This is a genomic window from Butyricicoccus sp. AM32-19 (genome assembly GCF_003480365.1).
In the GTDB taxonomy this organism is placed as follows: domain Bacteria; phylum Bacillota; class Clostridia; order Oscillospirales; family Butyricicoccaceae; genus Agathobaculum; species Agathobaculum butyriciproducens.
The window spans coordinates 51,066-76,544 of the sequence record NZ_QUIX01000004.1 but is presented as its reverse complement, the minus strand read 5'-3'; the positions used below and the strand labels follow the sequence as shown (position 1 = coordinate 76,544).

36 protein-coding genes are annotated in these 25,479 nt (G+C 56.5%); 3 read left to right on the top strand and 33 right to left on the bottom strand.

What is annotated here, in order from left to right; genetic code table 11:
- Positions 1-443: 443 nt before the first annotated feature.
- The 32 genes from DW806_RS05335 to DW806_RS05170 form a co-directional block, all read right to left on the bottom strand.
- A complete protein-coding gene (locus DW806_RS05335) occupies positions 444-968 on the bottom strand; it encodes an IbrB-like domain-containing protein (RefSeq protein ID WP_055270154.1) in 525 nt (174 codons plus the stop codon).
- A complete protein-coding gene (locus DW806_RS05330) occupies positions 961-2,115 on the bottom strand; it encodes a phosphoadenosine phosphosulfate reductase domain-containing protein (RefSeq protein ID WP_055270156.1) in 1,155 nt (384 codons plus the stop codon). Before DW806_RS05330 ends, DW806_RS05335 begins: the two co-directional genes overlap by 8 nt.
- A complete protein-coding gene (locus DW806_RS05325; RefSeq protein WP_118729358.1) occupies positions 2,106-2,711 on the bottom strand; it encodes a ParB/Srx family N-terminal domain-containing protein in 606 nt (201 codons plus the stop codon). Before DW806_RS05325 ends, DW806_RS05330 begins: the two co-directional genes overlap by 10 nt.
- On the bottom strand, positions 2,708-3,490 hold the full coding sequence (locus tag DW806_RS05320) for a phosphoadenosine phosphosulfate reductase domain-containing protein (RefSeq protein WP_118729357.1): 783 nt from the start codon (positions 3,488-3,490) through the stop codon (positions 2,708-2,710). Before DW806_RS05320 ends, DW806_RS05325 begins: the two co-directional genes overlap by 4 nt.
- Positions 3,487-4,869 carry a sodium:solute symporter family protein gene (locus DW806_RS05315; RefSeq protein ID WP_118729356.1) on the bottom strand — a complete coding sequence of 461 codons (1,383 nt, stop codon included), beginning with the start codon at positions 4,867-4,869 and terminating at the stop codon, positions 3,487-3,489. Before DW806_RS05315 ends, DW806_RS05320 begins: the two co-directional genes overlap by 4 nt.
- Before the next feature lie 240 nt (positions 4,870-5,109).
- Positions 5,110-5,445, bottom strand: a complete 336-nt coding sequence (locus tag DW806_RS05310) for a hypothetical protein (protein ID WP_147358081.1) — start codon at positions 5,443-5,445, stop codon at positions 5,110-5,112.
- Positions 5,446-5,531: 86 nt separating this feature from the next.
- On the bottom strand, positions 5,532-5,717 hold the full coding sequence (locus DW806_RS05305) for a hypothetical protein (RefSeq protein ID WP_147358080.1): 186 nt from the start codon (positions 5,715-5,717) through the stop codon (positions 5,532-5,534).
- Complete coding sequence (locus tag DW806_RS05300; RefSeq protein WP_118729353.1) at positions 5,714-6,415, bottom strand: hypothetical protein; 702 nt, start codon at positions 6,413-6,415, stop codon at positions 5,714-5,716. The genes DW806_RS05305 and DW806_RS05300 overlap by 4 nt, the downstream gene beginning before the upstream one ends.
- A 112-nt stretch (positions 6,416-6,527) precedes the next feature.
- Entirely contained in the window at positions 6,528-7,031 is a 504-nt protein-coding gene (locus tag DW806_RS05295) for an ASCH domain-containing protein (RefSeq protein WP_118729352.1), read from the bottom strand.
- Positions 7,024-7,944, bottom strand: a complete 921-nt coding sequence (locus DW806_RS05290) for a DNA-methyltransferase (protein WP_118729351.1) — start codon at positions 7,942-7,944, stop codon at positions 7,024-7,026. The genes DW806_RS05295 and DW806_RS05290 overlap by 8 nt, the downstream gene beginning before the upstream one ends.
- The gene (locus tag DW806_RS05285; protein WP_118729350.1) at positions 7,944-9,560 is read right to left on the bottom strand and encodes a ParB/RepB/Spo0J family partition protein; all 1,617 of its coding nucleotides are present in this window, start codon (positions 9,558-9,560) and stop codon (positions 7,944-7,946) included. Before DW806_RS05285 ends, DW806_RS05290 begins: the two co-directional genes overlap by 1 nt.
- Before the next feature lie 50 nt (positions 9,561-9,610).
- Positions 9,611-10,795 carry a hypothetical protein gene (locus DW806_RS05280; RefSeq protein WP_118729349.1) on the bottom strand — a complete coding sequence of 395 codons (1,185 nt, stop codon included), beginning with the start codon at positions 10,793-10,795 and terminating at the stop codon, positions 9,611-9,613.
- Positions 10,796-10,809: 14 nt separating this feature from the next.
- Positions 10,810-11,667, bottom strand: coding sequence for an N-6 DNA methylase (locus DW806_RS05275; protein ID WP_118729348.1), 858 nt, complete (start codon positions 11,665-11,667; stop codon positions 10,810-10,812).
- 3 nt (positions 11,668-11,670) lie between these two features.
- Positions 11,671-11,901, bottom strand: coding sequence for a hypothetical protein (locus DW806_RS05270; protein ID WP_118729347.1), 231 nt, complete (start codon positions 11,899-11,901; stop codon positions 11,671-11,673).
- A complete protein-coding gene (locus tag DW806_RS15880) occupies positions 11,901-12,584 on the bottom strand; it encodes a DNA translocase FtsK (protein WP_279036567.1) in 684 nt (227 codons plus the stop codon). Before DW806_RS15880 ends, DW806_RS05270 begins: the two co-directional genes overlap by 1 nt.
- Before the next feature lie 19 nt (positions 12,585-12,603).
- A complete protein-coding gene (locus DW806_RS05260) occupies positions 12,604-13,116 on the bottom strand; it encodes a Holliday junction resolvase RecU (RefSeq protein WP_118729345.1) in 513 nt (170 codons plus the stop codon).
- Positions 13,117-13,300: 184 nt separating this feature from the next.
- Positions 13,301-13,918, bottom strand: coding sequence for a cell wall hydrolase (locus DW806_RS05250; protein WP_118729343.1), 618 nt, complete (start codon positions 13,916-13,918; stop codon positions 13,301-13,303).
- Positions 13,915-14,469 carry a replicative helicase loader/inhibitor gene (locus tag DW806_RS05245; protein WP_118729342.1) on the bottom strand — a complete coding sequence of 185 codons (555 nt, stop codon included), beginning with the start codon at positions 14,467-14,469 and terminating at the stop codon, positions 13,915-13,917. The genes DW806_RS05250 and DW806_RS05245 overlap by 4 nt, the downstream gene beginning before the upstream one ends.
- Positions 14,466-15,197, bottom strand: coding sequence for a hypothetical protein (locus DW806_RS05240; RefSeq protein ID WP_118729341.1), 732 nt, complete (start codon positions 15,195-15,197; stop codon positions 14,466-14,468). The genes DW806_RS05245 and DW806_RS05240 overlap by 4 nt, the downstream gene beginning before the upstream one ends.
- A gap of 50 nt (positions 15,198-15,247) precedes the next feature.
- On the bottom strand, positions 15,248-15,751 hold the full coding sequence (locus DW806_RS05235; RefSeq protein ID WP_118729340.1) for a single-stranded DNA-binding protein: 504 nt from the start codon (positions 15,749-15,751) through the stop codon (positions 15,248-15,250).
- Positions 15,741-16,010 (bottom strand): hypothetical protein, encoded by a 270-nt coding sequence (locus DW806_RS05230; RefSeq protein ID WP_118729339.1) that lies wholly within the window; start codon positions 16,008-16,010, stop codon positions 15,741-15,743. Before DW806_RS05230 ends, DW806_RS05235 begins: the two co-directional genes overlap by 11 nt.
- A complete protein-coding gene (locus tag DW806_RS05225; RefSeq protein ID WP_118729338.1) occupies positions 15,982-16,383 on the bottom strand; it encodes a DUF3268 family zinc-finger domain-containing protein in 402 nt (133 codons plus the stop codon). Before DW806_RS05225 ends, DW806_RS05230 begins: the two co-directional genes overlap by 29 nt.
- On the bottom strand, positions 16,364-16,714 hold the full coding sequence (locus DW806_RS05220) for a hypothetical protein (RefSeq protein WP_118729337.1): 351 nt from the start codon (positions 16,712-16,714) through the stop codon (positions 16,364-16,366). The genes DW806_RS05225 and DW806_RS05220 overlap by 20 nt, the downstream gene beginning before the upstream one ends.
- Entirely contained in the window at positions 16,711-17,262 is a 552-nt protein-coding gene (locus tag DW806_RS05215) for a hypothetical protein (protein WP_147358079.1), read from the bottom strand. Before DW806_RS05215 ends, DW806_RS05220 begins: the two co-directional genes overlap by 4 nt.
- A complete protein-coding gene (locus tag DW806_RS05210) occupies positions 17,247-17,858 on the bottom strand; it encodes a hypothetical protein (protein ID WP_118358650.1) in 612 nt (203 codons plus the stop codon). The genes DW806_RS05215 and DW806_RS05210 overlap by 16 nt, the downstream gene beginning before the upstream one ends.
- On the bottom strand, positions 17,859-18,824 hold the full coding sequence (locus DW806_RS05205; protein ID WP_118729335.1) for an ATP-binding protein: 966 nt from the start codon (positions 18,822-18,824) through the stop codon (positions 17,859-17,861).
- Between the two features lie 14 nt (positions 18,825-18,838).
- Positions 18,839-19,096 (bottom strand): hypothetical protein, encoded by a 258-nt coding sequence (locus DW806_RS05200; protein ID WP_118358654.1) that lies wholly within the window; start codon positions 19,094-19,096, stop codon positions 18,839-18,841.
- The gene (locus DW806_RS05195) at positions 19,096-19,476 is read right to left on the bottom strand and encodes a DUF3846 domain-containing protein (RefSeq protein WP_158578301.1); all 381 of its coding nucleotides are present in this window, start codon (positions 19,474-19,476) and stop codon (positions 19,096-19,098) included. Before DW806_RS05195 ends, DW806_RS05200 begins: the two co-directional genes overlap by 1 nt.
- Positions 19,476-19,694 carry a hypothetical protein gene (locus DW806_RS05190; protein ID WP_118729333.1) on the bottom strand — a complete coding sequence of 73 codons (219 nt, stop codon included), beginning with the start codon at positions 19,692-19,694 and terminating at the stop codon, positions 19,476-19,478. Before DW806_RS05190 ends, DW806_RS05195 begins: the two co-directional genes overlap by 1 nt.
- Positions 19,691-20,068 carry a hypothetical protein gene (locus DW806_RS05185; RefSeq protein ID WP_147358078.1) on the bottom strand — a complete coding sequence of 126 codons (378 nt, stop codon included), beginning with the start codon at positions 20,066-20,068 and terminating at the stop codon, positions 19,691-19,693. Before DW806_RS05185 ends, DW806_RS05190 begins: the two co-directional genes overlap by 4 nt.
- 190 nt (positions 20,069-20,258) lie before the next feature.
- Positions 20,259-20,489: a hypothetical protein gene (locus tag DW806_RS05175; protein ID WP_118358664.1), complete on the bottom strand. Its 231-nt coding sequence runs from the start codon at positions 20,487-20,489 to the stop codon at positions 20,259-20,261.
- Between the two features lie 32 nt (positions 20,490-20,521).
- Positions 20,522-20,722, bottom strand: a complete 201-nt coding sequence (locus tag DW806_RS05170; RefSeq protein WP_118358666.1) for a helix-turn-helix transcriptional regulator — start codon at positions 20,720-20,722, stop codon at positions 20,522-20,524.
- Positions 20,723-20,901: 179 nt separating this feature from the next.
- Between DW806_RS05170 and DW806_RS05165 the strand changes: the two genes are divergently transcribed.
- The 3 genes from DW806_RS05165 (at position 20,902) to DW806_RS05155 (ending at position 23,778) form a co-directional block, all read left to right on the top strand.
- Complete coding sequence (locus tag DW806_RS05165) at positions 20,902-21,312, top strand: helix-turn-helix domain-containing protein (RefSeq protein WP_118358667.1); 411 nt, start codon at positions 20,902-20,904, stop codon at positions 21,310-21,312.
- 224 nt (positions 21,313-21,536) lie between these two features.
- The gene (locus DW806_RS05160) at positions 21,537-21,794 is read left to right on the top strand and encodes a heavy metal-binding domain-containing protein (protein WP_118729330.1); all 258 of its coding nucleotides are present in this window, start codon (positions 21,537-21,539) and stop codon (positions 21,792-21,794) included.
- 202 nt (positions 21,795-21,996) lie between these two features.
- On the top strand, positions 21,997-23,778 hold the full coding sequence (locus DW806_RS05155) for a recombinase family protein (RefSeq protein WP_118729329.1): 1,782 nt from the start codon (positions 21,997-21,999) through the stop codon (positions 23,776-23,778).
- A gap of 734 nt (positions 23,779-24,512) precedes the next feature.
- On the opposite strand, the gene tsf is transcribed toward DW806_RS05155, so the two are convergent.
- A complete protein-coding gene (tsf, locus tag DW806_RS05150) occupies positions 24,513-25,445 on the bottom strand; it encodes a translation elongation factor Ts (protein WP_118729328.1) in 933 nt (310 codons plus the stop codon).
- Positions 25,446-25,479 lie beyond the last annotated feature (34 nt).

Sequence of the window (25,479 nt, the reverse complement as noted above, 5' to 3'; positions counted from 1 at the left end):
CAATACAGGGCTCACCGGAATTGCACCGGAGCGCCCGCAGCTGGGACCAGCAGCTACAGGCGAGACCCTTACCCTGTTGTGGTCTTATATTTACAGGAGGCGTGAAATCTTTATCGAACTCCCGGGCGTTTCCGCACGGAAGTGATAAAGCAAAACAGAGATATTGCGGCAGATACCGCCGCAGGTGCCAAACTTTGCACCAAAACCAAGCGAGGAAGCGTAACGAAATGCCCGATTTTCCCATTGGTAACTATGCGTTTTTCGGGGTCGGCGAGCCCGCGGCGTGTGGGGCGGGGGTCGTCACAGTACCTTTTGCCGTCGTCGCCTGTTGCAACGCATTTCCCCGCCCTCAGCGCGACGATGCCGAGAGGGGGAGGGAGCAACACAGCCAGACGCAGATACGCCGCTCTCGTGCGATGTATGCGCCTGGCTGTGGTATTGTGTTATAACTTCGTCAGCAATTCCGCATGGCTATACCCCTTAACGCCCTTGGTCATCATGCCGAGGAAGTCGTCACGCGAGAAATCAGAGAGCCGGAATACTTCTTCGGGTTTCATTCCGAGCTGTTTGCCGATCTCCTGAACGGACTTGCCCTCGTCCAGCAGCCGCTTTACGATGGCTTTCATCGGCTCAAGCAGATGTGTACCACGAGCACGGTTGTGTGTGACGGTGCCGTAAATATCCTCGGTCGCGTCATCATGCCGCACGATTACCACCGGCACCTTGCCTTTGAGCATGGTGTGCAGCGGCTCCTCTCCGGCCACGGTCCAGCGGTGAAAGCCGTCGATGATGGTGTAGTCGGGACGCACGACGATGGGAAGCGTCCAGCCATTGGTCATGATCGATTGCACCAGCAGTTTCAGATTCTCACGGTTGACCTTGTTGGGGTTGTAGTCATTGGGCTTGAGCTGCTCCCGGTCTACCCATTGCAGGGAGGATAACGGGGCGAACAGATCCGCGTCAGCCATTTGCCTCACCTCCCTTCCGGAAGCGCTTGGCGTAATCGGCATAGGCGCAGGATATGTCCTGATAGATGGCGCGCAGGGTGCGGAGCTTGGGATCACCAGCAGTCAGACCGCCGTACATTTTCTTGTAGTCGCGCGGCCGCGCCATTCCGTCCATCTGAATGAACATCTTGCGGTACTGCTTGGCGATCTTGCGCTTATGCTCCGTGTTGAAGAAGTCTCCCGGGCGGACGAACAGCATCTCCTTCAGGAGCGCACGGTAGTCCTTGGTGTCCTCGCCCTCCAGCTCCCGGCGCTTCCTTGTGGTGCGGTGGAACATTTCGCTGTCCCAGTACAGCATGGCAAGGTAGGCATTCGGCTCGCGCCGAAGGACGCGCTCCATGAGAGATGGGTCATATTCGCCCAGGTGTACCAGCACGGGTACGGTATCAACGGAGAAGAACTGCGACACGCGCAGCTGATTCCGATTGACGCCGACCTGATACATCTGCAGGTAGACCTCGGGGACTTCGATGCGCTGGTCTCGCAGGTATAGCCAGACGTCCGCCGTCTTCCAGTCGTAGATGGGATAGATGGTGTTCGTGCCGGTGATGCCCTTTGCGCCCATATTTAGTGCCGCCATGTATTGGAGCCGCTGAATGGACTCTGCCGCGCGGACGCCGGTGATCATGATGCCGTCCATCGTCACGCGGGGCAGGAAGGATTGATAGTTGTCGATCCTTGGCCGGAGCTGCGGGTGATTGCGGATGGCAAAGGGCGGCGGCTGCCGCACCCAGACATCGCGCTTGCGTCGATCCCAGCAGACGAAGGTTTCATCGCTGGACAGCTCATTGAGACAGCTGAAATGCTTGACCTCGATGCACCACCATTGAAACTTGGCGCCGGCAAGCAGGAACTTCTTCCGCCACGCCTTGGTCGTTGCTTCAATGGAATCGAAGATTGCCTCCTCGTCCACGAAAAGGACGGTCAACTGCGAGGGATTGATCTCTCCAGCCTGGATCAGCTTATAGGTCAGGTCGGCGAGAACGATGCTGTCCTTGCCGCCGGAAAACGAGAGGTATACGGGGACGCCGTTGGAAAATACATTCTTGATCCGCTGGCGCGCCGCAGTCACAACGTCGATGTCTGAACTGATGCGCTTTACAGCCATATCCGCTCACCACATTTCGGGCAGAGGATAAACCTCTTAGCGGGCTCGGCGGAAGACGCCGTGCCGCTCTGTGCGGGTGCGACTTCCTCGGCCTGCGCCGCAGCAGCTTCTTCCCGGGCGGCGTATTTCTCGCGCGTCTCGGTGATGGCCGCAGCCTGCTCCGGCTCAATGGTGCCGTACTCAAGCAGGGCGTCGCTGGCTTCGTCAGCCTCCATCACCATCGCACGGAGAAGATCCTCTTCGTAGCCGGGAATGTCCAGGTCGTCTTTCAGCTCAAGGATAAAAGCGTCCAGCGCGGCCAGATCGTCAACGCCCAAGTCAAAGACGCGGTTATCGGCCAGCATGAGCTTTTTCTTCTCCGCCTCAGTCAGTCCGGACACGACATAGCAGTCCGCCTCTGTGCGGCCGAGGGAGAGCAGCGTTTCATACAAGCCGTTGCCGGCGAGAATAACGCCGTCCTCGTCGACCACGATGGGGCGGATCTGACCGAACATTTCGACAGAGCGGCGGAACTCCTTCAGCTGCTTGTCGGTGTGCATTCGGACATTCCGATCCGGTCGCCGCAGCTCGGTCAGAGGCTTCTTTATGACCTTCATGCCTGCACCCCCTTCAAGAAGGCGCGAGCGCTGTCGATCTTTTCAGCCGCCGCAAGGACGATGCCGGGGTCGATATCGTAGACCTCGTGCCAGCCGTTCTCGATGCTGCCCGTCCATTGGCGGGCGGGCCACGGGTGAGTGCCGCACAGATATCCGTTCTTCCAGCCGTAGATCGGCGGAAGCGGGAGCTGATGGTAGTGAATATAGGCAAGGATGTGCTCATGCTTCCACGCAGCGAGCGGGCTGAATCGCGTAACACCTTTGCCATCGGTATAGATATTGCTGTTGCGACCGACATAATTGCCGTCCGCACGGCGGCGGCCGAGAATGATGACGTCCAGCTCGTGCGCCTTGAAGTATTCACGCTGCGCTCGGTGCTGCACGATAGAAAACCATCGTCCGGCCGCGGCGGAGTCCTTGGGGAAAAGCATCTCTTGATGCTTCGCCAGCCAGTCGATATCTTGATGCGTGTTGATGACTTCGCAGCCTGCCGGCTTATGCTCCTCGATCCACGCGGCAAAGGCGGGGTATTCCAGGTCGCACACGCCGATCATGCAGTCAGTGACGCCAGCCGCTTCGCACAGTTTGCCAAGGACAATACTGTCCTTACCTGCGCTCCACGCATAGGCCGCAGCCTTACCCTCTGTATGGGCTTTGATGTCAGCAACAGCCGCGGCGGTCAAAGCGTCCAGCTCCTCACGGGAAACGGCGTCCTCGATTGTTGCAACGGCTTCCAGCCATGCGCTGTTGTCGATGCTCTGCTTCCTCCCGAGGCTCATGCCTTCACCGCCTTTCTCGAGGCGATAACGGCGACAAGGCCGCTGGACAGGACGGTCGTCAGACTGCCTGCCGCTTTCACAGCCGGAATGCCGGCGAGATTGCCGTAGGCGAAGATCGGAAGCCCGACGCACAGCGCGGTCAGCACACCGGCAAAAACGCCCTTGCCCGTCAGCTTCTTACCGAGCAGCGTCATGACCGTCGGCAGCAGCGTCGAAGCGCGGAGCGTTCCGTAGAACAGGAACAGGTATGTCACCGTCAGGCCGGGAATGTTGGCGATGGCGATAGCCACGATCAGCAGGCAAAGCATAGTGCGGCGCGACGTCTGCACCGTGTCCTTCCCGATGCCGAGCCAGTCTGTCGTGAGCGACGCTGCCGCACAAAGGTTGCTATCCACTGTGGAGAGCAGGCCGGAGATAATCATAAACAGAAACGGGACCAGCACCCATGTCGGAAGCAGCGAGGAAACGAATTCAAAGTTGACCATGCCGGTGTCGCGGGCCACAAAGCCGGAGCCTGCGGCAAGGAAGCCCACCGTTCCCATGCAGATCGGAACGAGCGCAAACAAAAACGCACCGGCAAAAAACGATCTGCCGATGCGGTCGCGCCTGATTGCGAAAGCTCGCTGCCAGAAGCACTGGTCCCCGAATGGGCCGGAGATCAGACCGACAGCCATCGGCAGACCGTAGCCCAGCAGGACCTCAATACCCGTGGAGGAGATGAGCGAAGTATATTCTCCGGAGACAGCACCGAGCCCTGCCCGTACCGTGTCAAAGCCGCCGGTCATGCGAAGGCTCAGAACGACCAGCAGAGCGCCACCCATGAGAATAATGCCCAGCTGGACGACATCGGTGATGATGGAGGCTTTCAGTCCGGAGAAGCGGGAGTAGGAATATGCGATAGCTGCCAGGGCGAGCGTCATGCTCCAGAATGGCAGCCCCGTAATGAGAGCCAGCGTCTTTCCCCCGGCGAGCAGCTGCACCGCCGTTGAAAGAACGGCCAGCGCGCCGAGCTGGAAGGAGTAGACGCCCTTGACCTTGCCGGAGTGATAGCGCTCCGCCATGTAGCCGGTCAAGGTGATGCCCTCCGGGTACTGCGCCCGGATCCTTTTTGCAAAGGGGATAAACAGGATCAGGCACAGCACATTCGGTACCGTAAACCAGAACATCCCCGGGATGCCGCGCGTATAGGCCATCTCCGAGGAAGTGAACAGTGAGGGAGCCCAAATCCAAGTGGCGGCGATGCTCATGGCGGCAATCACCGAGCCGATGCGCCGGTCCGCCACATGGAAGCCCTCTGCGTCGGTCGTCTTTCGGGTGAACATCAGCGTGACGCCGATCATCAGCACCGCATAGACGGCCAGAATGACAATTCCGAACATTTTGGAAATCTCCTTTTGTGATGTCACCGCTGCCCTCTGCTGGCGAACATCGGACCCGGCGCATGACCAGCGCGCAAGGAGTAACGCGCAGGCCTCAACCTCCTTCCCATACGAATGACGGCCACCCCCCGGAGGGATGGCCGCCTGGCTTATGTAGGATTTTACGAGTCTAACATTACTACCGTTTTTGAGGGAGTTCAAGGGTAACGAAGGGAATTAGCGTGTCCTTCCGGGACAACTTTACGAATCCAAAGAAGATAAGTACCTATAGCAGATCCGCTTTGCACTTTCCTCCGTATTGCCTCCTACAACCGTTGCAACTTCCTTCCACGCCAGTCCTCTCAAAAATCTCAATCTGAAAATGATTCGCGTCTGGTCATCGTCGATGCCTTGAATGAACGGCATGATCTGCCCCTCGCTGGCCTTGACCTCTTCCTCCAGAAAACCGACACGCGCATCCATGTCCACGATTTCGGCTGCGAGGTCGCCGACCTTATCCTTTATGCCGGGAGTATGCGGCATACCTGTGAGAACAGCCGCGCCGGGGCAAGCCGCGTCACGCAAGGACTGTAGCATCTCCCTTGCCCTTGCCAATTTCTCTATCAGCTCGAAGTGCTGATTCAACTCTGAAAGCGTCGTAATGGCTCACCCCTTACCTGTTCTTACTTTTTGCCGCGCTGCCGGTCGCTGACCTCTCCGATCTGCATCTGCCGGTATGTCGGCTGTATTACTTCCACCGATACCACGCGGGTATCGCCGTATCGCTCCAAATCCTGCGCGATCTGCTCCTTTATGCCAATGGCCTGCCCCGCCGGGGCGTTCACATGAACGGTGATAATGAGCATCATCGCACCGTCTGATAGGCGCGAGCTTTCTTGTTATAGACCAGATCGACCGGCGCGCCGCAGGAAAGGCAGTTGTAGGTGATACTGTCCTCTTCGATGTTCGTTCGATACTTGAAGCTCTTCCCGCACTTACAGCGGATGTGCGCCGACGTGAGATCGTGCAGCGGCGTTTCTCCACCGCAGGCCGCACACCGATAAGACGAGATAGGCTGTTTGACACAAAAGCCTCGCAAATCCCCGCACTGTGCGCACCGAATAAGCAGAAATCCCTTGTATGTCTTCGGCGTGGTCTCCTCGACTTCTGCTCTATCAGGGATAGCCCATGTCTCTTTCGGCCCGAACATAGTCTCCGCGCGGCTGGGCTTTGCACGAAGCGAAGTCGGCTCTGCTTTGTGCATCTCCGGCAGAGATGCCTTTGTTGCAGCCCCGCGCCACACAGGGCGGCAGTCTATGCCATTCCCGAGGCGGCAATGCCATCTGTTCGCGCCGCTGAATTCCTCTTTCTCTCCATGCTCGCAGTATTCGCAGTTGCCGTTCAGCCAAAGCAGAGCGGCAATATCGGTCGCGGCGGCGTTGATCGCCTCCTCCGCTCCCGCAAACTCCTGCACCAAGTCAAAAAGACGGCTGTAATCGTCGTACTGAATACGCCCGGTTTCGTTCAGCTCATTGACAAAATCGAGCAGGTTTTCAAATCGTTCCATAGAAACTCCTTTTCATTTCGGCACCACGCAACCGCAGGCCGTGCATTGGCCGTGAAAGTGTCCGTTGCTGCACGCCCAGGCGCTGGCCTTTTTTAATGCCATGGGGCATATTTCAAGCATGATAATCCTCCAGCACATAGCACCAGCTCTGAGGCGGGCGCTTGATGTCATATGGCGCTGCGCCGAATCTCGTATTGCGTAATCCGGTAAACTCGCTCAGTTCGCGCGCCTCGTCGTAGATGCGCAGGTCGGAGATATGCCAGCCGTAGCCCTGGCAATGGCCAAGATAGCCGTGCAACTCATCGTCTGTCATAGCCACACACAGGCCACACTTTTTTTCGGCAGCTTGCTTGTAAACGGATAGGCCCCCGGCCTTAAAAAGAAAATCCGTACTATCCTTGTCAATCTTGTAAATCCGGTCACAGGTAAACTCCCCAATGACCTTGCCCCATGAGCCGCGCAGTCTGCGTGCGTCGTTGCCCTGTGAGCAATAGATATAGGCCTTAAACGGCGTCGGCAAATTTGGTCTGGTCTTTCTGACTTCGATGGTCTTTTCACCGCTGGCGATCTTCTCCACCCACTTGGGGCGAATGCTGATAAGCACGGCTTTACTCATTCCGCTCCACCTCCGCTATTCTTCTGGCGGCCATTTCTACATACGAGGGAACGATCTCACATCCCACAAAACCGCGCCCCATGCGTTTGGCCACCACGCCTGCTGTGCCGCTGCCCGCAAATGGGTCAAGTACAACGCCGCCCTCTGGGCAACCCGCTAAAATACACGGCTCAATCAGCTTTTCCGGGAACACGGCGAAGTGTGCGCTGCGAAATCCGTTTGTGCTTACGCTCCAGACGCTCCGCTTGCTCCTGCGCCCCGTCTTGTTTTCAGCGTTCCCGTGGCTCTCACGCTCCACCTGTGCGCTGTTGTCGTGAGATCGACCGCCGGTATAGGCTCCGCCGCCGCGAAACGTCCTTGCGTTTCCTTTGGCCGATGTGACTGGTTCACTGATTGCCGCCGCGTTGAAATAATAGTGCGCTGACTTTGACAGCAGGAAGATGTACTCATGTGACTTCGTGCATCGGTCATTTACGCTCTCCGGCATACAGTTCGGTTTCTGCCAAATGATGTCTTGCCGCAAATACCAACCGTCTGCGCGGAGGGCAAATGCCAACTGCCAAGGTATGCCGATCAGGTCTTTTTTCTTGTACCCCTGCGGTACGCGCTTTGCGGTGTGTCCGCAGGAATTGCGGGTGTTCGTCGGCGGCTGGTTTCCCGAATTGGTAGCATAGCTATCGCCCACGTTCACCCACAGTGTTCCATTCGGATGCAGCACCCGCCGGACTTCACGGAATACAGCGACAAGCGCCTGCAGGTATTCCTCCACGCTGCCCTCGTTTCCGATCTGCCCCTCCACTCCGTAATCTCGCAAATTATAGTAGGGTGGGGAGGTCACGCAGGTATGTACGCTTTCTGGCGGCAGCGTCCGCAGCAGCTCCAGCGCGTCGCCTTGCAGAATAGTGCAGTTCATCACTCTGCCTCCTCGTTGAACAGCTCATGTGTTCCGTCCTGGAGCGCCTTTTCATCGTCGGACATCTCGTAGCCCAGCTTGACGAGCAGAGCATAGATGCGATCCAGCTTCTCATTCTCCTCGTGCTTCATGGTGTAGCTGTTCCAGTAGCTGCGGAAATAGCCCTCGGACTTTCCGTCGCCCAGGCGCGCATAGATCATTCGCAAGAGCGCCTTTTCAGGCGTCTTGCCGATCGCGTCGGTCACGGCCTGGAGCGTAAATGCGGCATCGTCCTCGCCGTCCTCGTCATCTTCGGCAAATGGTCCAACGCCAGTAGCCTGCATAATTTCCTCTTCGGTTAGCCAGTTGGTATCATCTCGGTATTCAGCGTAAGCCCACAGCGCCACGACATCCGCAAGGCGCTTTTTGATGGCGGCTGCGGAAACGGTAGCCACGAAGTCGGCGCGAAGCTCATAGGCGCGGGCGGTTGCTTCGGACAGCGCCTTTGCTGCGGCGTCCTTTCGCTCCTGTTTCATCTGCTCCTCGCGCCTCTTCGCCTCCTCTTCTGGCGTGGCAGCAGTAGGCTCGTCCTTGACCATCAGCGCGATATAGCCCCACTTTTCAATGCAGAAGAAGTATTCAACGGTATCAGCGTCATCGGGGCGTTCCATCTCAATCTTGCTGCTGACATAGTCACTTTTGACCGTCCTATATCCCGTGCGGCTCTCCACCTGCGTAGCAAAAGCACTCAACAGCTCCACCCATTTCGCCTTGCGCTCGGCTGTGGCCTCGGCATCGATAGCCTGTTTCAGCTTGTACTTGAAGTTCTCGGTGCCGATGTAATCAAGCATTTCATTCTTGCGCTCCGGGCTCTTCAACTTGTCCAGCTCCATGTACTCGAAAAGGGTGACGCCGCGCTCCTCGGACTTCTTGAATTTGTCCTTATCCAACTCCAGGAGCTTCACACGGCGCCGGACGGTGGTAGCGGAAAAGCCGGACTTTTCCGCGATGTCCTCGACGGTATCGCCCATGTCAAGCATCATCTGGAAGCCCTGCGCCTGCTCGTAAACGGTCAGATCCGACCGCTGCATATTTTCGGTGAGCATGGTACTCAGCTGCTCGCGCTCGGACATATTCACCACAACACAAGGAAGGGTTTCAAGCCCGGCCAACTTTGCCGCAGCAAGTCGGCGGTGTCCGATGATGACCTTATACCCACGCTGCCAGGTATCGCCGCTGATCTCACCGGTGACCATGTTCGGGACAACGGTCAGATTTTGGAGGACGCCGTTGACCTTGATGCTTTCGGCCAGCTCGGTCACATCGCCAACATCCTTTCGAGGATTGTCGGGATGCGGATGCAGCTCCTTGACGGAGATGTAAGTAATTACGCCTTTTGCGGGTTGAGCCGTAGGTTCGTCATCGTCCTCGACGCCAGCGAGGTCGGCTTCGTACTGCTCCTCATAGGCTTTCCGCTCGGCTTCGTCGCGCCTTTCCTCCTGGTCTGGGATGGTACGATCCTCGCCGACGCCGTTGTTGGCGTAATAGTCACACTCCAACTCGCGGAATTTGTATTCGCATTTGCGCTCGCATTCGTCCTGCAGCGGGCAGCGGTCATTCAAATTTTTCTTTGCCATGAATTGCTCCTTTCATGCGCCGAGCTTTTCCCCTCGGCTGGGACAGTTTATTATTTTCGGCTCATGCCGTTCACGCGGCACCAGTGCCGCTGGGCCTGCTTCTTCCTCGCGGTGCGGCAGGCCGCGCAGAAGCGGTTTTCCTTGCGCTCGTAGAAGGTGCCGCCGCACCGTGCGCAATACTGAGGCTGAATACGCCGGAATGCTGTGCAGCTGTCGCAATCCGTACACCCTGCGGAGCATCCGCCAATGTCGTCCCAATTCATGCACATAAACCGCTGCCAGTAAGGATCATAGCCGAGATCGTTCATGCGCTTACGAAGGACCGTTGCCAGCGCGGATAGGTCGCGCCTGACCTGATGGCGGGTGCGGGAGATATAGAAGCCATGACGGACGTCCATTTCCGGCGCACCGTGCCCCCACGAGCCATCACCGAGCATTTCCCGCACCTTGTCGGCGTTTTCGGTCAGATAATCGTTGTAGACCTTGGATCGGACGCACTTTTCGGAACGGCCGACCGCCTTGCCTATGGCAGCGTAGCTGTCGCCGTGGCGGATGCCGTCTGCCAGTATTTCAAAATCCTCGCTGGTCCATGTGCCACGCTTGCCGGTCAGCTCCATCGAAACGGGGCGGTCCTTGATGCCGAGGTCACGGCAACGGCGCGCGATCGCACCGTGAGAACGATGCATCATCTCGGAAATTTCTGCCCATGAGTACCTGTGCTTACTGAGCAGCATCTTCAGCCGAGAGTCCTCGTCCTCTCCCCACGGGTCTTTCCTCTGAATGGCGTATGCCTCAAAGTCTTTCTTGCGCTGTTCGGCTACCCAGTCCGGCTCCTCGCCGAGCGCCAACGGCTCCATCTTGGAAAAGTCGATGAAGCTGCGGTATCGCTCGGCCCACTCCCAGAACTCCTCAATGTAGACCACCCGAAAGCTGCAGCGGTTGACCTTTTTCGTGTGGACGGGCAATCCGCGATTTTCGACCCAGCTTTTCATCTTGTAGCCGTAGGAGCTGCTTCCTCCGTTCACCGCCAGCAGGAGTTGATTTAGAGTGACATACTCGCCAGCCATCAATACCGCGCCTAAACCCAGACGCTGAGCTCTGACCTTGACGGCGTTTGTGGTGCGATTGAGTTTCTTTGCGATGGCCGGAACAGAAATCTGCCCCCACTTTTCCATCAAATAATCTTCTTCCTCGGGCTTCCATGTCCGGCTCCCGAGAGGCGGCGGCTGCCGCATTCCATTCCCTCCCATCAAAATAGAGTGAGCTGGCCGGTTTTCGTTTCCGCCAGCGGTTGAGATTGTTCCGGCGGCGCGGCAGGCGCCGGCGGCTCTGCCGGTACCTGCTCTGCCGCGTTCCGAAACAGGATATCCATTTGCGCCCCGATGCGGCGGTAGTGCCAGACATCGCGGAAATACATCGGTGTGTACCAGACCTGCGGGCCGTCCTTTGGCAGCAGACCGCGGGCGTCGTAGCTGACGGACGGGCGCAGGAGCGAGTCGTCAATGACAACATAGCCGGGGCAGCCGAGCAAGCTCAGTTGGATGTAGCACATACACCCGGCGAGGAAATCTATGTCCTGCGCCACGAACAGCACCGAGGTCTGATAGTTGATATGCTGTCTCCGGCACTCATTGGCGAATGCGAGCAGCAGCGCACCGGCTCCGCAGGCGGGGTCGTTCACGGACACCCAGCCCTGCTTTTCTATCCGCGCCGTCATATCAGGCGCATAGGTCATCGCGGACATCGCCCTGCAGACACTGTACGGAGTGAAGAACTGTCCTTTCCATTCGTTTCCGAGGCCGAGTGCCATAAAAAGCTCGCCGAGGAAGTCCTGCTCGGGATCGCGCTCCAATTCGGCTACGACCTCAAGCAACATATCTGCAAAGACTTCCAGCTCCTTAGCGGAATACTTCTCTGCGCGGCTGCGGTACATTTCTTCCCTGGCCTTGGCCTGCGGGCCTCCCATCGTGTTGGCGATTGCGATGGCCGACATGATGATGAAGTCCTGCCAGATGTCCCAGCGGGAATGCTTCCCGCTCAGCCCTTCTATGAAGCGAACGATATTCTTCTGACTTTCCCCTCTGACGTGCCGCAGGGCGTTTCCCATGACTTAGCCCTCCTTGTCCGCTGCTTTCAGTTCTGCGGCTTCGCGCAGCTGCGGAGCGACTGACTTAACGGCGGCTTGATACCCGGCGTCATACCCGCGTTTCCACACGCGGCTGAGGTAGGCCGCAAGCGTCGCCTTGTCCATGTGCTTGATTGTCTTGTAATCCTCGCGGCGCATCTGACCGGCGAGCTGCAGATCGTGCGCGGTATGCTTATTGGCATTTACGGTCGGCATCAATCTTCACCGCCTTCCGTGTCGTCAGGCTCGTCGGTAGGGAGGACCTCGCGGCCATCGGAGCCGTTATACGGACCGACGACACCCAGTTCCTCCAGTGCGTCAATCAGACGCGCAGCCTTTGCGTAGCCAACGCTCATACGGCGTTGCAACAGCCCCACAGTCGCTTTATTCTCTGCCCGAACAATGGTAATGGCCTGCTGAATGTCGGGGTCGTCCAGGTCAACCTCGGGGCCATCCTCGCCCTGCATATCCCCCTCGTCCTCCGGCTCCTCGTCGGTATCGCCAGCCTCGTCCTCGTCAATGACCGGCATGAGGCCGCTGCGCAATGCGTTCTTTTCCAGCACATCGCGGAAGAAATACTGCTGCCAGTAGGTAATCATCTTCACCAGAATGGACTCGATCTTGGTGCGGAGCGTCTTGCTGATGGTAAAGGTGCCGCCCGTTACCTTCGTGTCCAGACCGCCGTCCTCGAAGATCCAGGACATGGAGGCGTCGGGGCTGCGGTAGCCGACCTCCTCGACGTTCTCCAGCATGGAAATCTGTGCGTCCATGCCCTGTACGGGCTTGATGGTAAAGATGATGGGGTATCTGTCTTTTTCAAAGCGATAGACGAGATCGTGCTCATCGCACAGGCCCTGCATCTTCTTCTTTTGGGCTTCATACATGGAAATTTCGCTCATGGTGGTAACTCCTTTCAATTCAGTTGAGCAGGAGCAGCGTGCCATTCCACGCCGTCTGCACTTGATATTTCTCCAAGTCGGCCTCCGTCACATACTTGCGGCCGAAGTGGTCTTTCATGGTCTTCCAGATGTCCCAGGGGACGCAATAGACCATGCCGGAGCTGAAACCGGCGATGACAAAGCAGCGAGCGCCAAGCGCCTGATGCCTGTCCATATAGTCCTGCTGGCTCTGGAGGACGCGGCTCTGCTCCATTCGGTCGGCGGCGGTGAATTTCGCCTCGAACATGACCGTCCTGCCGCCCTTGATGGTGCCTTTATAGTCCGGCTGGGCCTGCTTTTCGTAGTAGGCGATGAACTTGCCGTTGCCGAGATTTTTCGTGGGGTGCATCGGCTCCGGCGTCTTTTCGATGATCGCAAAGCCTTTCTGTGCGTAGTAGGCAAAGGAATCGTCGATGCGGCTCTCAAACTGCTTACCGCGGGCTTTTGCGATCTTGCCGAGCAGCTGGCGCTTCGGGTCTTTCTTCACAGTCATGAGAGATACCCTCCCAGCCATAGCCCGCTGGCGAACATTCCCAGTCCGATGCAGCCTTGCCGGAGTATCTGGCTCATAGGGATAAGGTCGCAATCGCTGGCACCAGCAGTTCCGAGGACCAGGAGGAAGCCGAGCGCGGCGATGATGCCACAGGCTTGCCGAAATCTCTTTCGCGTCATGCTCGTTACCTCCAGATGTATTCGCGGCAGAAGATGTGATCTCCGATCTGCCCCCATACGCGGTCGTTCTCTCCGTTGCGGGAGAAGAAAACCACGTCGGCGTCAAGGATCGTATCTCCATACAGAGCGCCGTTGATGGCGTCATACTGCGCTTGCGTCGGCGTCGCGGTGCTGACCGCGTAGATGGTGGAGAACTGTGGAACATCGCCTCCCTCTCCTTGGTGCAGCACATCGTGTACTGTGCCCGGGAAAGCGGAGTGCAGCACGCGGTTGAAAACGACTTCGACAACGGCCTGCTGCCCCTCGGCGCTCTGATTGCCGGCTTCGAGGAATACGACCGCAGCCAGTTCTGCCAGCTCCTCGTCAGTCATTTCGATGTTGACATACCGAGCTGCACGGGCGGGGCGATCTTCGGCCCAGGTAACTTGCTCAGCCTCGGTCTTTTCTACCTCTAAAAGCCTGACAGGCGCTGTCGTTGCTGGGTTTTCTAACTTGCCGGTCATTTGTGCCGACGCTGCGGTTTCCTCGCTGACACTGATGCGGAGAGCCACGATGCAGGCTAAAACTGCGAGCAGGCAGATAAGCGGCGCCGGCGAAGCCCTCCTTTTTCTTCTTCGTTTCATGTTTTCCCTCCTATCTGCTTCATGCCCGGCCCGACCGCTTTGCGCGGTCCGCTGTTGAGCGCGCTTGTCTGCCGGATGATCGTTTCATATGCGGACTTGAAACCGTCGTAGTTGTAATACTCGTATGTCTTTACGGTGCCGTCGCCAAAGGTGCGCTCTCCTGTTGCAATCAACCGAGAGGGGCCACCCATAGCCTCAATGACGCGCCTGATATCCGTTCCCTCCGACAATCTTGCCACAGCCTCCTCTGGTGTTTTCCCAAAGTCCATATCGAGCTTGAGGTAATTCCACGCCTGGTCAATCCGCGCCCTCACTTCGGCCTGCACCTTTTCGGCTTTTTCCTTGAATTCTGCGATAGTCGGCGGGAATTTACACTCGCGCACCAACTTTACAACAGCCTGCTGCCCCGTCCAGAAGTCGATCTCCGGCAAGCAGGTCACCCACAGATTGATGGTGGGGCCGAGCTTTGCGATGCCGCCCTTGAAAACCTCTGCATTCGGATAGGCAAGGAGCATCACGGCGAATATCTCGCTCATTTCCTTGTGCGTCATAGGCTTTCCTCGCTGGCGTACATCTGGTGGAGCTGCTGCAGGTCGTCCATAGCACTCCCGCTGGCGCTCGGTCGGCTGCCGTTGCCGGCACGGATGCCCCAGCGTTCACGGCTGCACTTCCGAATGACAAGATTCCAGTCGCGCCACTTGTTCTTGTTGCCGTGCATTTGAGCGGACTCGTCTATGTAGTCGATGCAGCGCGTCAACTCTTCTTCGCCGAGGTCGTCGATCAGCCGGGCGTACTCCTCTTCGGTGAGCCGCACCCATCCATGCGCGCCGTGCTTATGGCGGGGGACCTCGGGGTGGCCATCTTCTGCAGCGTTATACTGCGCCGTTACGGTAGAGCGCTCGTTGTAGCGCGCTGCCAGGTACTCACGGAAACGATCGTTCTTGACCTTGCGAATCTCGCCCAGCAGCGGCTTGTTGAGCTTTTCGGACGTCGACCAGTTGTATCGACACCAGTTAAGGATCAGCAGCTCCTTGGTCTGCGCGCTGTACCGAATGACATTGTGCGCGCTATCCAGGCGTTTCAGCAGGCGTTCCACGGAATCGTTGTTGTACCCTGTCTCGTTGGCAATTTGCTTGATGCTGACCTCGTAACAGCCGCAGAGATTGGTGTGCGGATTGGTCATGCAGTAGAGATAGATGTACCGATCCTCGGGCGTAAAGTCATCGACGACCTTGCTGTCCGTCCAAAAGTCCATGCTGATATTCCGATAGCTCGCCATAGTGTTCACCTCCTTCGGTGGGCTGTCGCCCGGTTGCCCGGGCGACCGTTTCAGAATGGCAGCTCTCCATCATCCTCGCCGACTTCACTAAAGTCACCGTAGTCAGAGGCAGGATATCCACCAGGAGCAGTGCCGCCATAAGAGCCGCCCGGCGCACCGTAGCCCTGGCTCTGCTGAGGATATCCGCCCTGCGGCGCGTAACCGCCCTGCTGATAGCCGCCTCCGTCACCGTCGCGTTTGGAATCCCCAAAGTAAACATTGTCGGCTACAATCTCGGCGGATCGGCGCTTGTTGCCGTTGTTGTCCTGCCAGTCGCGGATCTGCAGCCGCCCCTCGACGACCGCCATGCGTCCCTTGCTGAAATATTTGCAGACGAATTCAGCGGTAGTTCGCCAGGCAACGATGTCGATGAAATCCGTTTCCTTTTCCCCGGACTGGCTTTTGAAATCGCGGTCGCAGGCAACGGAGAAGCTGGTAACAGAAAGGCCGGACTGCGTACGCCGCAATTCTGGGTCGCGGGTCAATCGACCCATGACGATGATCTTATTCAGCATCGGCCGTAGCCTCCGGCTCGTCAGCGTTTCGCAGCACCAACATCTTCATGCGGTACAGCGCACTGCGCGCCTGCTGAATGGCATCGAGAACTCTTTCGACATTGTAGCTGTTCTCACCCTTGATGGTCGCTTCCAGCACATCGCGCTCAGTTTCAGCGCGGATCAGCTCCTCGTAGCGATCCTGCGGAACGAGGACAAAGCCGGGGTCAAGCATCAGATCAGCGACCAGCTCAGCGGGGGTCTTTTTGGTATCTTCCATAACGATCTCCTTTCGTTTCTTTCTCAATGATTTCGATGGCCTTGCGGCACTGGCCGACATCAAACATTCCGATGTGGGTCTTCTCCACGGGCAAGCCCATCTTCTGGGCAAGCCACGCATAGGCCGCGTTGCGATGGCCGCGAAAGCGGCCATACTTCCACAGAGGGTCAAATACGGCGTGTGTAGCCTTTTTCCAGTTCCGCAGTTCCGCATTGGCAAGGCGGCCGAGGGGCTTGTCCGTCCCCTTATGCACACCGACGTATGCCATGCAGTTCCGGCAGAGATAGATTTTGCCGTAGCTCTTGCCGTAGATGACCTTGCTGTCGACATACTCAGTCTCTCGACCGCAGTAGTCACAATAAACTTTGCGCAATGAATTCGTCCTCCTCTTCATCAAAGAAGCCCTCGGAGGCATCTTTGGGTGGGTATCTTGTCTGAATTTCCGCTTCAAACAGTTCGATATACTTTAAGGCGATCCTATCGAAAGGCTCATCATAAAGCGGCATATTCCCCTTGAGCATTGAGATGCAATTTCGGATATGACGGCTATCCATCTTGCGAATGCTGATGCTGCTCCCGTCCGAGGTAATCCACACCTTGGCGCCGATAGCTCCATAGAAGCGGCACACCTGGTCCTTCCGGTCTTGCTCCTCGAGTGCTTCGGCAATCAGCATTTCAGTCATAAGTTCTTCGCCATAGCTCATCGACCCCATTCCTCCTTGTATCTGGCAATCTGCTCGGGGGTGTCGGTTTCGATGCCGACCTCCTGGCACTCGGAAATGATGCCGTCCAGAAAGACACTCATTTCTTTCGTGGAATATTCGCTGGTGCCTTTGATCGCCCGGTAATGAATGAACTTCTTCCCCTCGACATAACCGACGCCGGTTTCGGCGTAGTGCCGCGCCACCAGCGCGGGAGGGACGCCCTCCCGCAGGGAGAACAACACCTTGCACTCGTTTCCGGCCTCGTCGGTGTATGTCTCGCCAGTGCCGTAGCGCCGGAGCATTTCCTCGTAAACGGAGTCCTTGTCCGACTTCACTGCGACGGCCAGTTTCTCAATCAGCGACCATGCGTAGTTGTTCGCGTTGAGGCTTCGGGGGATGACGCGCCTTTTGATGGAGAATGTGATCTCCTGATCGCCGAGCGCATCCCACAGCTTCTTGCAGCTCTCGCGGGTTGTGATAGTCAGGACGCTTTCGCCGGTGCGAGAGAACGACCAGTCTTTCAGCCTGCCGTTCATAATGCAGCCCACTTCTCCTGATAGACCTGCATCAGATCCACCGCCCGGAGCCAGTCGAAGAAGTCGGAAATGACAGGGAAGATGCTGGGAGCGTCCTCACGGAAGTATGTTTCCGGCCATACATCGCGCCCGTTGCTGGCGATGTAGGTAAACTGCCGCGCTTCAGGGATCAACTCAAAGTAGGTGGGGTGCTGGGTACTGCCGAAATATTTTCCAGCGTCATAGCTCTTGGTGAACTTGACGTCGATGATTTCCCCGGCTTTCAAGCAGTCCAGACGGCCGTACAGCAGCAGGCTCACGCCGCCGACTTCGACAACTTTCTTGGCCTTGTACTGGAGGATGCCCCCGGCGCACCGTCGAGCGACCTTTTCGGCAGCGGCATACCACTGATTGTTTGGATCGCCGCGGCCGTTGATAATGCTCGTCACCAAATCTTCAAAGTCGATGCCGTTCTGCATGGCCTCGGTGGTAGGCGTCGGCTCCCGGCGCAGCGTCAGCATAAACTCCGCCATCGGGTCGCGCTCCGTTGTCATATCCTCATAGGGGTTGCCCTTCATGGTGTAGAGCCAGGACGACAGCAGCGAATGGGTCATCAGGTAGCGTCCCATTTACTCAGCTCCCTTCTCCTCTCCGGGCGCTGCCGGCGCGGGCGTGTACTTTTTCAGCACCTTATCGTAGAACAGGCCGCACTCCTTAACCTTCTTGTTCCAGAGGACGCCCAGCTCCTTGTTGGAGGTCAGCGCGTGCTTAATGGCCTGATATTTCGGCATGGCGGCGTTGGCGGTGTCGGCATCGACAATGCCTGCGATAATAGCCGAGCCCTCGACCATCGCGGCCTCGTATGCCGCCTGATCAACAGCGTTCTGCTCGACCTCGGCAGTGGCCTTGGCGTTGTACTCGGCGAACAGCTTCGTCAGGAAGTCGTTGGGGCTGGTCGGGCCGAGTGCGGGAATCTTGCGAATGCCGGAGATGCCGCGCGTTCCCTTGGCGAAGTATCTCTCGCAGTTGGAGAAGCCGATGGTGCGGTCGTTGCCGTAAATCTCCACGAAGCCGCCCAAGTCCATAGGCTCCCAGACATTGTTCTTGGTCTGGCCCTCGACCTTGATGCGGAGGCGGGTGTTGTCGCCGTCCTTTTCCTCGGTGGCGTGGAACACGATGACGATGTTCTTCTGCAGCTCATAGAAGCAATAGTCCATCAGTCGGACGAATTCCTTACCGACGAAGCCATAGCCCTTGAGAGAGAGGCTGCCGTCGCGCTGGCCATACTTCGGGTCTTTCTTGATAGCCCACAGGGACATGAGGGAAATGAGCTTGCCGCCGGTGTCAAAGACAAGGGTATCAAAGTCCTGGAGATTGATCGGGGTGAGGTCGCCCAGGATCTCGTCGTAGCTCTGGGGCTGGATGTACGGCTTGCGGTAGCGCGGCTCGATGCGGTCGATGCCGAAATCGACGTCAATGTGCAGGGGATTGGGGGCGGACAGCGCCAGAGTGGATTTTCCGATGCCGGGATAACCGGCGATCAGCATGCGGATTTTCTTTGCGCCCTCCTGGATGTCGTTCGGGTTTCTAATCATGGTGATAGCTCCTTTCAGTTGGTAGCGGCTTCGCGCCGCAGAGTGATGATTTCGTGGCACCGGAAACCGAAATTGCTTTCCCGGTACATTCCGGTCAGCTTGAACTTCTCCTCGTCATAGATGCTGGAGCAATTCACTAAGCCCTCGGTCTTATCGGGGTGATAGGCGCGGAATGCGGCACAGGCCGCGTGAGCGTCCGGGGCTTCGACCTCAGTCCAGCCGCCGAAAAACGGCTGACCGTCCGTGCCGTAGGTAAAATAGAACTTTGCCATTATCGCGCCTCGCTTTCCCACTTGATGCCGCCGCCGCTCAGACTGACGGCCATTGCGCCGAGGAATTTGACGTCGTCCTCGTCCAGCCCGATAAAGTCTCTCTCGCCAGGCGTGGTGAAGCCTTCTTTGAGAATCACGATGTCTCCGACAATGGGATTTCCGTGGCGCACGGTATCGTAGAGAATGCAGCCGAACAAATTGAGCGGCAGACCGTGCAGCAGTCCTTCCTCGTTGACGACCATGCAGAACGGATCGGGCAGGCCCTTCGGGTGTACGACCTCGATCCATCCGCCGACAGCCTTTCCGATGGTCTCATAGGCAGGCTCGCCGAACTCCCTGACCTGCATCTTGTTTTCGGTAGTGATAACCAGTCCTTTCATCAATGCTCCTTTCCGGGGAAGCACTCCGGCTCCTCCCATGCGTCGGACTGCTTGATGCAGATATCGCAGCCGACGATATTCAAATCTTTGTCTCTGAAAATTTCCTCGCACTCTTCACCACAGACGGGGCAAATCGGGAAGGTCGGCTCCTTGCCGTCCGGGTAGCCGGTGCGCTCCATGTTTTGGATAACGGGGTGGTCTGGCAGATCGTAGTTCATTCGGTTTCACCTGCCTCTGCGATGTAGCGGCGGACGGTGGCGGTCAGCCAGTCCTGTGTGGTGGCGTAGCCCTCAGCCTCTATCAGCCGTTGCAACGCCTCGTAGTCGGCGGTTTCGAGCCTTGCCGAAATACGACAGGTCAGCCGGTGCGCGTCCTTTTTGACCGCTTTGCGGCCCTCTGCCAGCTCCGGTGCGAAGTGCGCGTAGAGCGCCGCCATCGCGTCTGGCCGCAGGCTCACGCCGTAGGCGTCTCCGTTCTCGCACTTGCTTTGAACGGTCTTGTCGTACTTGGGGTAGATGGCTTGTACCACCGCGACCATATCCTTGGCCGGTATCTGCTTGGAAAGCCGGAGCTCTCTCAGCTCTTCAGCCACGGTCGCACCTCCTTTGTTCTTGACGCGGCACGACCCGGCTGGTAAACTGTGTACGGGTATCCATTTGCCTGAGTCCGTTCCCGTTGCGCCGGGGCGGGCTCTTTTTTTGTTTCTGCGCGGCAATCACAGGCCTCGCCGGGGTCGTTATTACTGCCGCAGTAAGGGCAAGTCCGGTAATATGCCATCTTCATCACTCCTTTCGAATTGCTGCGGCCTCGGCCGCTTTCATTGTGGCAACCTGTTCGTCCAGCCATTCCGCATTGCCGGGAACAGCTAAAAATGCTTTGAAACACTCCAGCGTCTTTGCTGCAAGGTGCATACGGACGTGCTCGGGGATCAGCGATGTGTCGATTTTGATTTCATCGGTCAGCTCGCCTTCGAGGGATATTCGGCGGTCATCCTGGCTGGCGCTTCCGGGCAAAGTGCTCACCTCCTTACGTACTGTTTAGCCGATTAAACACCCTTGGTAAAAAAAATACGGTCTACGGTGGTATCGAGCGCCTGCGCAAGTTTGACCAGCGTCTTCGAGGTTGTCGTTCGGTCGATGCCATTTTCGAGGGCAGAAATAGTCCCACGGCTTACTCCGCTCTTCTCTGCCAGCTCTTCCTGCGTCATTTTCATGGCTTCGCGCAGTTCCTTAATCTTGTAGCCCATGCCGTTTCCTCCTTTCTTGGTTGACGGAAGTGTTCAACCGATTACACAGACATACTACACTATGCACAAGAGCGTGTCAAGTGGGTTGCACAAAAAATGTTCAATAAATTTCACAGCCGCATTGACACCGGCCGCACCTCAATGTATAATGTATTAAACAAATTTAGGGGGACATTCTCATGACGCTCAGTGATTTCGTGAAGGAATATCGCAAAGAACACGACTTGTCGCAGCGCCAGTTTGCGGCTATCTGCGGTCTGTCAAACGGCTATATTTCCATGCTGGAGAGAAACTTGAACCCTAAGACCGGACTTCCGCTAACGCCATCTCTGCCGGCTCTCAAAAAGATTTCCACAGCTATGGGGATGTCTCTGGGAGATCTTCTCACGGCCGTGGACGATATGCCCATCGATCTGCTGTCGGATATTTCCGAGGACTGCGCAAATGAATTGTCCGCCCTCACGAAAGAGGGCGGACCTATGGACGATATGGATATTGCGCTTACGACGCTTATTCTCCAACTTTCTCCCGAGAAGAAAGCGGAGGCTCTTCACTATCTTCAGTACCTCGCCAACCGGCAAGAAGGCTGATTGCCTCTCTCTTTCTGTCCTGGGCCAGTTTTTCCACAATCCGAAGTATTGCGGCTGCTTCTTTGCTCGAAGGCATCTAATCAACTCCAATCGTATATTCTTGCCGGTGGTGTATGTAAGGATTGTAACAGAAATGCACACGCTTTTGCTCAAAAAGAAATAAAATCACTTTTGACAAACAACGACATTTTGTTGCTGTATGATGGGAAATTGGAGGTAATTTTATGATCATCACGACCACACTATCTGTCGAAGGACGCACGATCTCCGAATATCTCGGCATCGTATCGGCGGCGCAAGTCATGGTCATGCCCGGCGGGAACAAGGGTGTGCAGCGCGGCTGGCAGGCTGGTGTCGATGGAGCGACGGAAATCCTGTTGCAACAAGCGGCATCTCTTGGCGCGGATGCCGTTGTCGGGGTAAGCTACACACCTTTCGGTATGAATATCTGCGCGACCGGGACAGCTGTCCGCTTAATTTAAGCCCATATTCCGATACCCTATGGATAGGGTATCTATACCGTATCCATACCGTACCGATACCTCGCGTGCGCGCGTGCGTGTGCGCGCGATCGTGCGCGCACTGTCTCTGTACCTGTATCTGTATCTGAGACTGTATCTGTAATCTGTTTCTGATTCTGAATATCTACTACTGCAAATCTATCGTTAGAAGGGGGTGGCGCTGTTGCCGAGAAAACCTGCAAAGCACCCGGCGAAGCCGAAGCGGGGCAAGAAGCTGGAAATCGAAGAGCCGGGCGTTCTCTATGGCCGGTACAGCAGCCACAACCAGAAGGACATTTCCGTAGAGCAGCAGTTCGAAAAGGGCTACGAACTGGCGGCGGAGTATGGCATCAGGATCATTGACACCTATGCCGACCGCGCCGTTTCCGGCCGCACCGACAAGCGCCGTGACTTCCAGCGCATGATGACTGACGCTGCAAAAGGGAAGTTCCGCTATGTAATCGCGTGGAAGTCTAACCGCATGGGGCGCAATATGCTGGAGGCTCTGATCAACGAAGCTCGGCTTCAGGATCTTGGCGTTCGTGTTCTCTATGTGGAGGAGGATTTCGACGATACTGCGGCTGGACGCTTCGCCGCCCGCTCGATGATGAATGTCAACCAGTTCTATTCCGAGAACATGGCCGAGGACATCAAGCGCGGCCTATATGACAACGCCGCGAATTGCATGGTGGCGAACGGCCATCTGCCCTACGGCTATAAAGCGGACGAAACGCTGCACTATGCCATCGACGAGCCGAAGGCTGCGGTTATCCGGGAGATATTCACTCGCGTTTCCTGCGGTGAGGCTTTCGTTGATATCATGGCCAGCCTGAATGCCCGTGGAATCAAGACCTCGTACGGTCGCCCGTGGGGGCGGTCGAGCTTTCAGAAGATCCTTTCCAACGAACGGTATCGCGGCATCTATATCTACGGCGATGTCCGCAAAGAGGGCGGCATCCCGAGGATTATCAGCGACGAGCTTTACTTCAAGGTCCAGGAGGTGATCACCACGAAGAAGAATCCGCAAGGGCGTCACCGCGTCAATGGTGACTATCTGCTTACCGGCAAGCTGTTCTGCGGACACTGCAAAAGTCCAATGACCGGCATCTCCGGCACCAGCCGCTCTGGCAACCTGCATTACTACTACGTCTGCCAGAAGCGTCGCACGGAAAAAACCTGCGAGAAGAAAAACCTGCGACGGGACGACATCGAGCTTCAGGTAGCAAAAGCAATCAAACGCCGCACACTGGATGATGATACAATCAACTGGATTGCCGACAGCGTGGTCGAGTATAGCCAGCATCAGGAAAGCGCAAGCGGGATCGGGCTTTTGGAGGACCAGCTGAAGGACACGCAGCGCAGTATCAAAAATCTCATGGCGGCGATAGAGCAGGGCATCATCACGCCTACCACAAAAGCCCGTCTCATGGAGTTGGAAAAGGAACAGTCGGACATCGATCGGAAAATCACAATGGCAAAAGCTGACGTCATTCCTGTCAACAGAGATCAGCTTGTAGGGTGGCTGAAAAAGTTGCAGGCCGGAGATGTCCACGATAAGAAATACCAAGCGGAGTTATTCGACACTTTCTTGATCGCAGTCTATGTCTACGACAACCCGGACGGTCAGGACTACATGAAGGTCGTATTCAACTACGCAGGAAGTAAAAACACGGTTGAGATCCCGCTGGATCCATCGGTTATCGACAATGTAGAAAATATCGAAACGGGCGCTGTTCGTTTAAGCTCTGCCCAGGTCCACCAAAACAGAAGGACATTCCAAAAAGGAATGTCCTTTTTCTGTTTTGGCGGAAGGTGGTTGTGGATTCGAAAGGTGGCTCTTAGAAACAGCCCGGTGGGCTGTTTCAACCACCGTGGCTTCCGTCGCAACGGAAGCGAATCCACCACCGAACGGGCAGGCACGCATGTGGCAGTGCGGTTAGGGGACTGCACCAGACGCTCAAGTTAGGCACGCGCCATATACGAAGGAATGCAAAACAGGCACGCGCCTAATTCGAAGGAAAGAGCGCTCGTTCGATAGCGAAATCAATCTGCACAGGCTATTTGGAACGATTTATTGTCGTTTGCGATGTTACCTCGTAGGGGCGCACAGTATGCGCCCGGGCAGCGCAAAATCATACGGGACGTGGGCGAACAATGTTCGCCCCTACGGTTCAGCCGGTGCAGATGAATTTACAAATGGTGTGCCGAGGTCGTACCTCAGGGCACCTTCTCTTGCGGATTTGCCGCAATTCACCGTGGCACACCCTACGGAAAAGATTGTGTACACCGAAAAATATTCCCGGAGTTGACCATTCATGGTCAATTTTTATCACAATCCGCGGTATAGATAAGAACGCAAACCGCGCCACAGCCCTGTCATTCCGCATCAACAGGGCTTATTCTCATGCCCGTCGTTTTTTCTCGCCCGGAAAACGCGATTTCTCGTCCGGAAAACGGCATTTCTCGTCCAGAAAGTACACAGAGCAGAGAAGAGCAGAGGACAGAACAGAAGAGCAGAGCATAGCAGAGAACAGCAGAGCATAGCAGAGAACAGCAGAGCAGAAACAAAATTGAGAATGGAGAATGATTCTGACTGATCTGACCCTGACTGACGAAAAGAGATTTTCTACATTGCTTTCTGCAAATAAAAAGGACCTCCGGTAAAACCGGAAGTCCTTGATCTATCGTTTTGTAACGAGATTACTTAGCCATGGAAGCAACTTCTGCTGCGAAGTCGTCAACCTTCTTCTCGATGCCCTCGCCCTTCTCGAAACGAACGCACTTTACGAGCTTGATCTCGCCGCCCAGCTCCTTGGCAACAGCCTTAATGTGAGCCTCAACGGAAACCTTGTTCTCCTTAACGAAAGCCTGCTGCAGGAGGCAGTTCTCCTCGTAGTACTTGCCGATACGGCCGTCTACCATCTTGTGGATGATCTGCTCCGGCTTCGGCTTAGCAGCGGTCTTGTTCTCCTCGAGAGCCTGGATCAGGAGGATCTCCTTCTCCTTTGCGAGGGTAGCCTCGTCAACGTCGGACTTGTCCAGGAAGGACGGGTTCATAGCAGCAGCCTGCATGCCGATGTCCTTGCCCAGCTCCTTAACCGTAGCGTTGTCCTTCAGACCCTCGGAAACTTCCAGACCAACCAGAACGCCGATTACGCCGCCCATGTGGTTGTAAGCAACGTTAACGGTGGAGTCGTCGAAACGCTCGAAACGACGGATCTGCAGGTTCTCGCCGATGGTCAGAACCTTCTCCTGCAGAGCGTCCTGAACGGTGCCTTCGCCCATCTTGCAAGCCTTGAGAGCCTCAACGTCAGCCGGAGCGTCCTTGATAACAACGTTAGCAACGTCGGCAACGAACTGCTGGAAGTCAGCGTTCTTAGCAACGAAGTCGGTCTCGGAGTTTACCTCGATGATTGCGCCTACGCCGCACTCATCACATACGGTAGCCTTGACCAGACCCTCAGCAGCGATGCGGTCTGCCTTCTTAGCAGCCTTAGCCAGGCCCTTCTCACGGAGCAGCTCGATAGCCTTGTCGAAGTCGCCGTCGGCCTCGGTCAGTGCCTTCTTGCAGTCCATCATGCCTACGCTGGTCATTTCGCGGAGCTTCTTTACGTCAGCAGCGGTAAAAGCCATTTTATTATTCCTCCAATTTATGATTTTACGATGA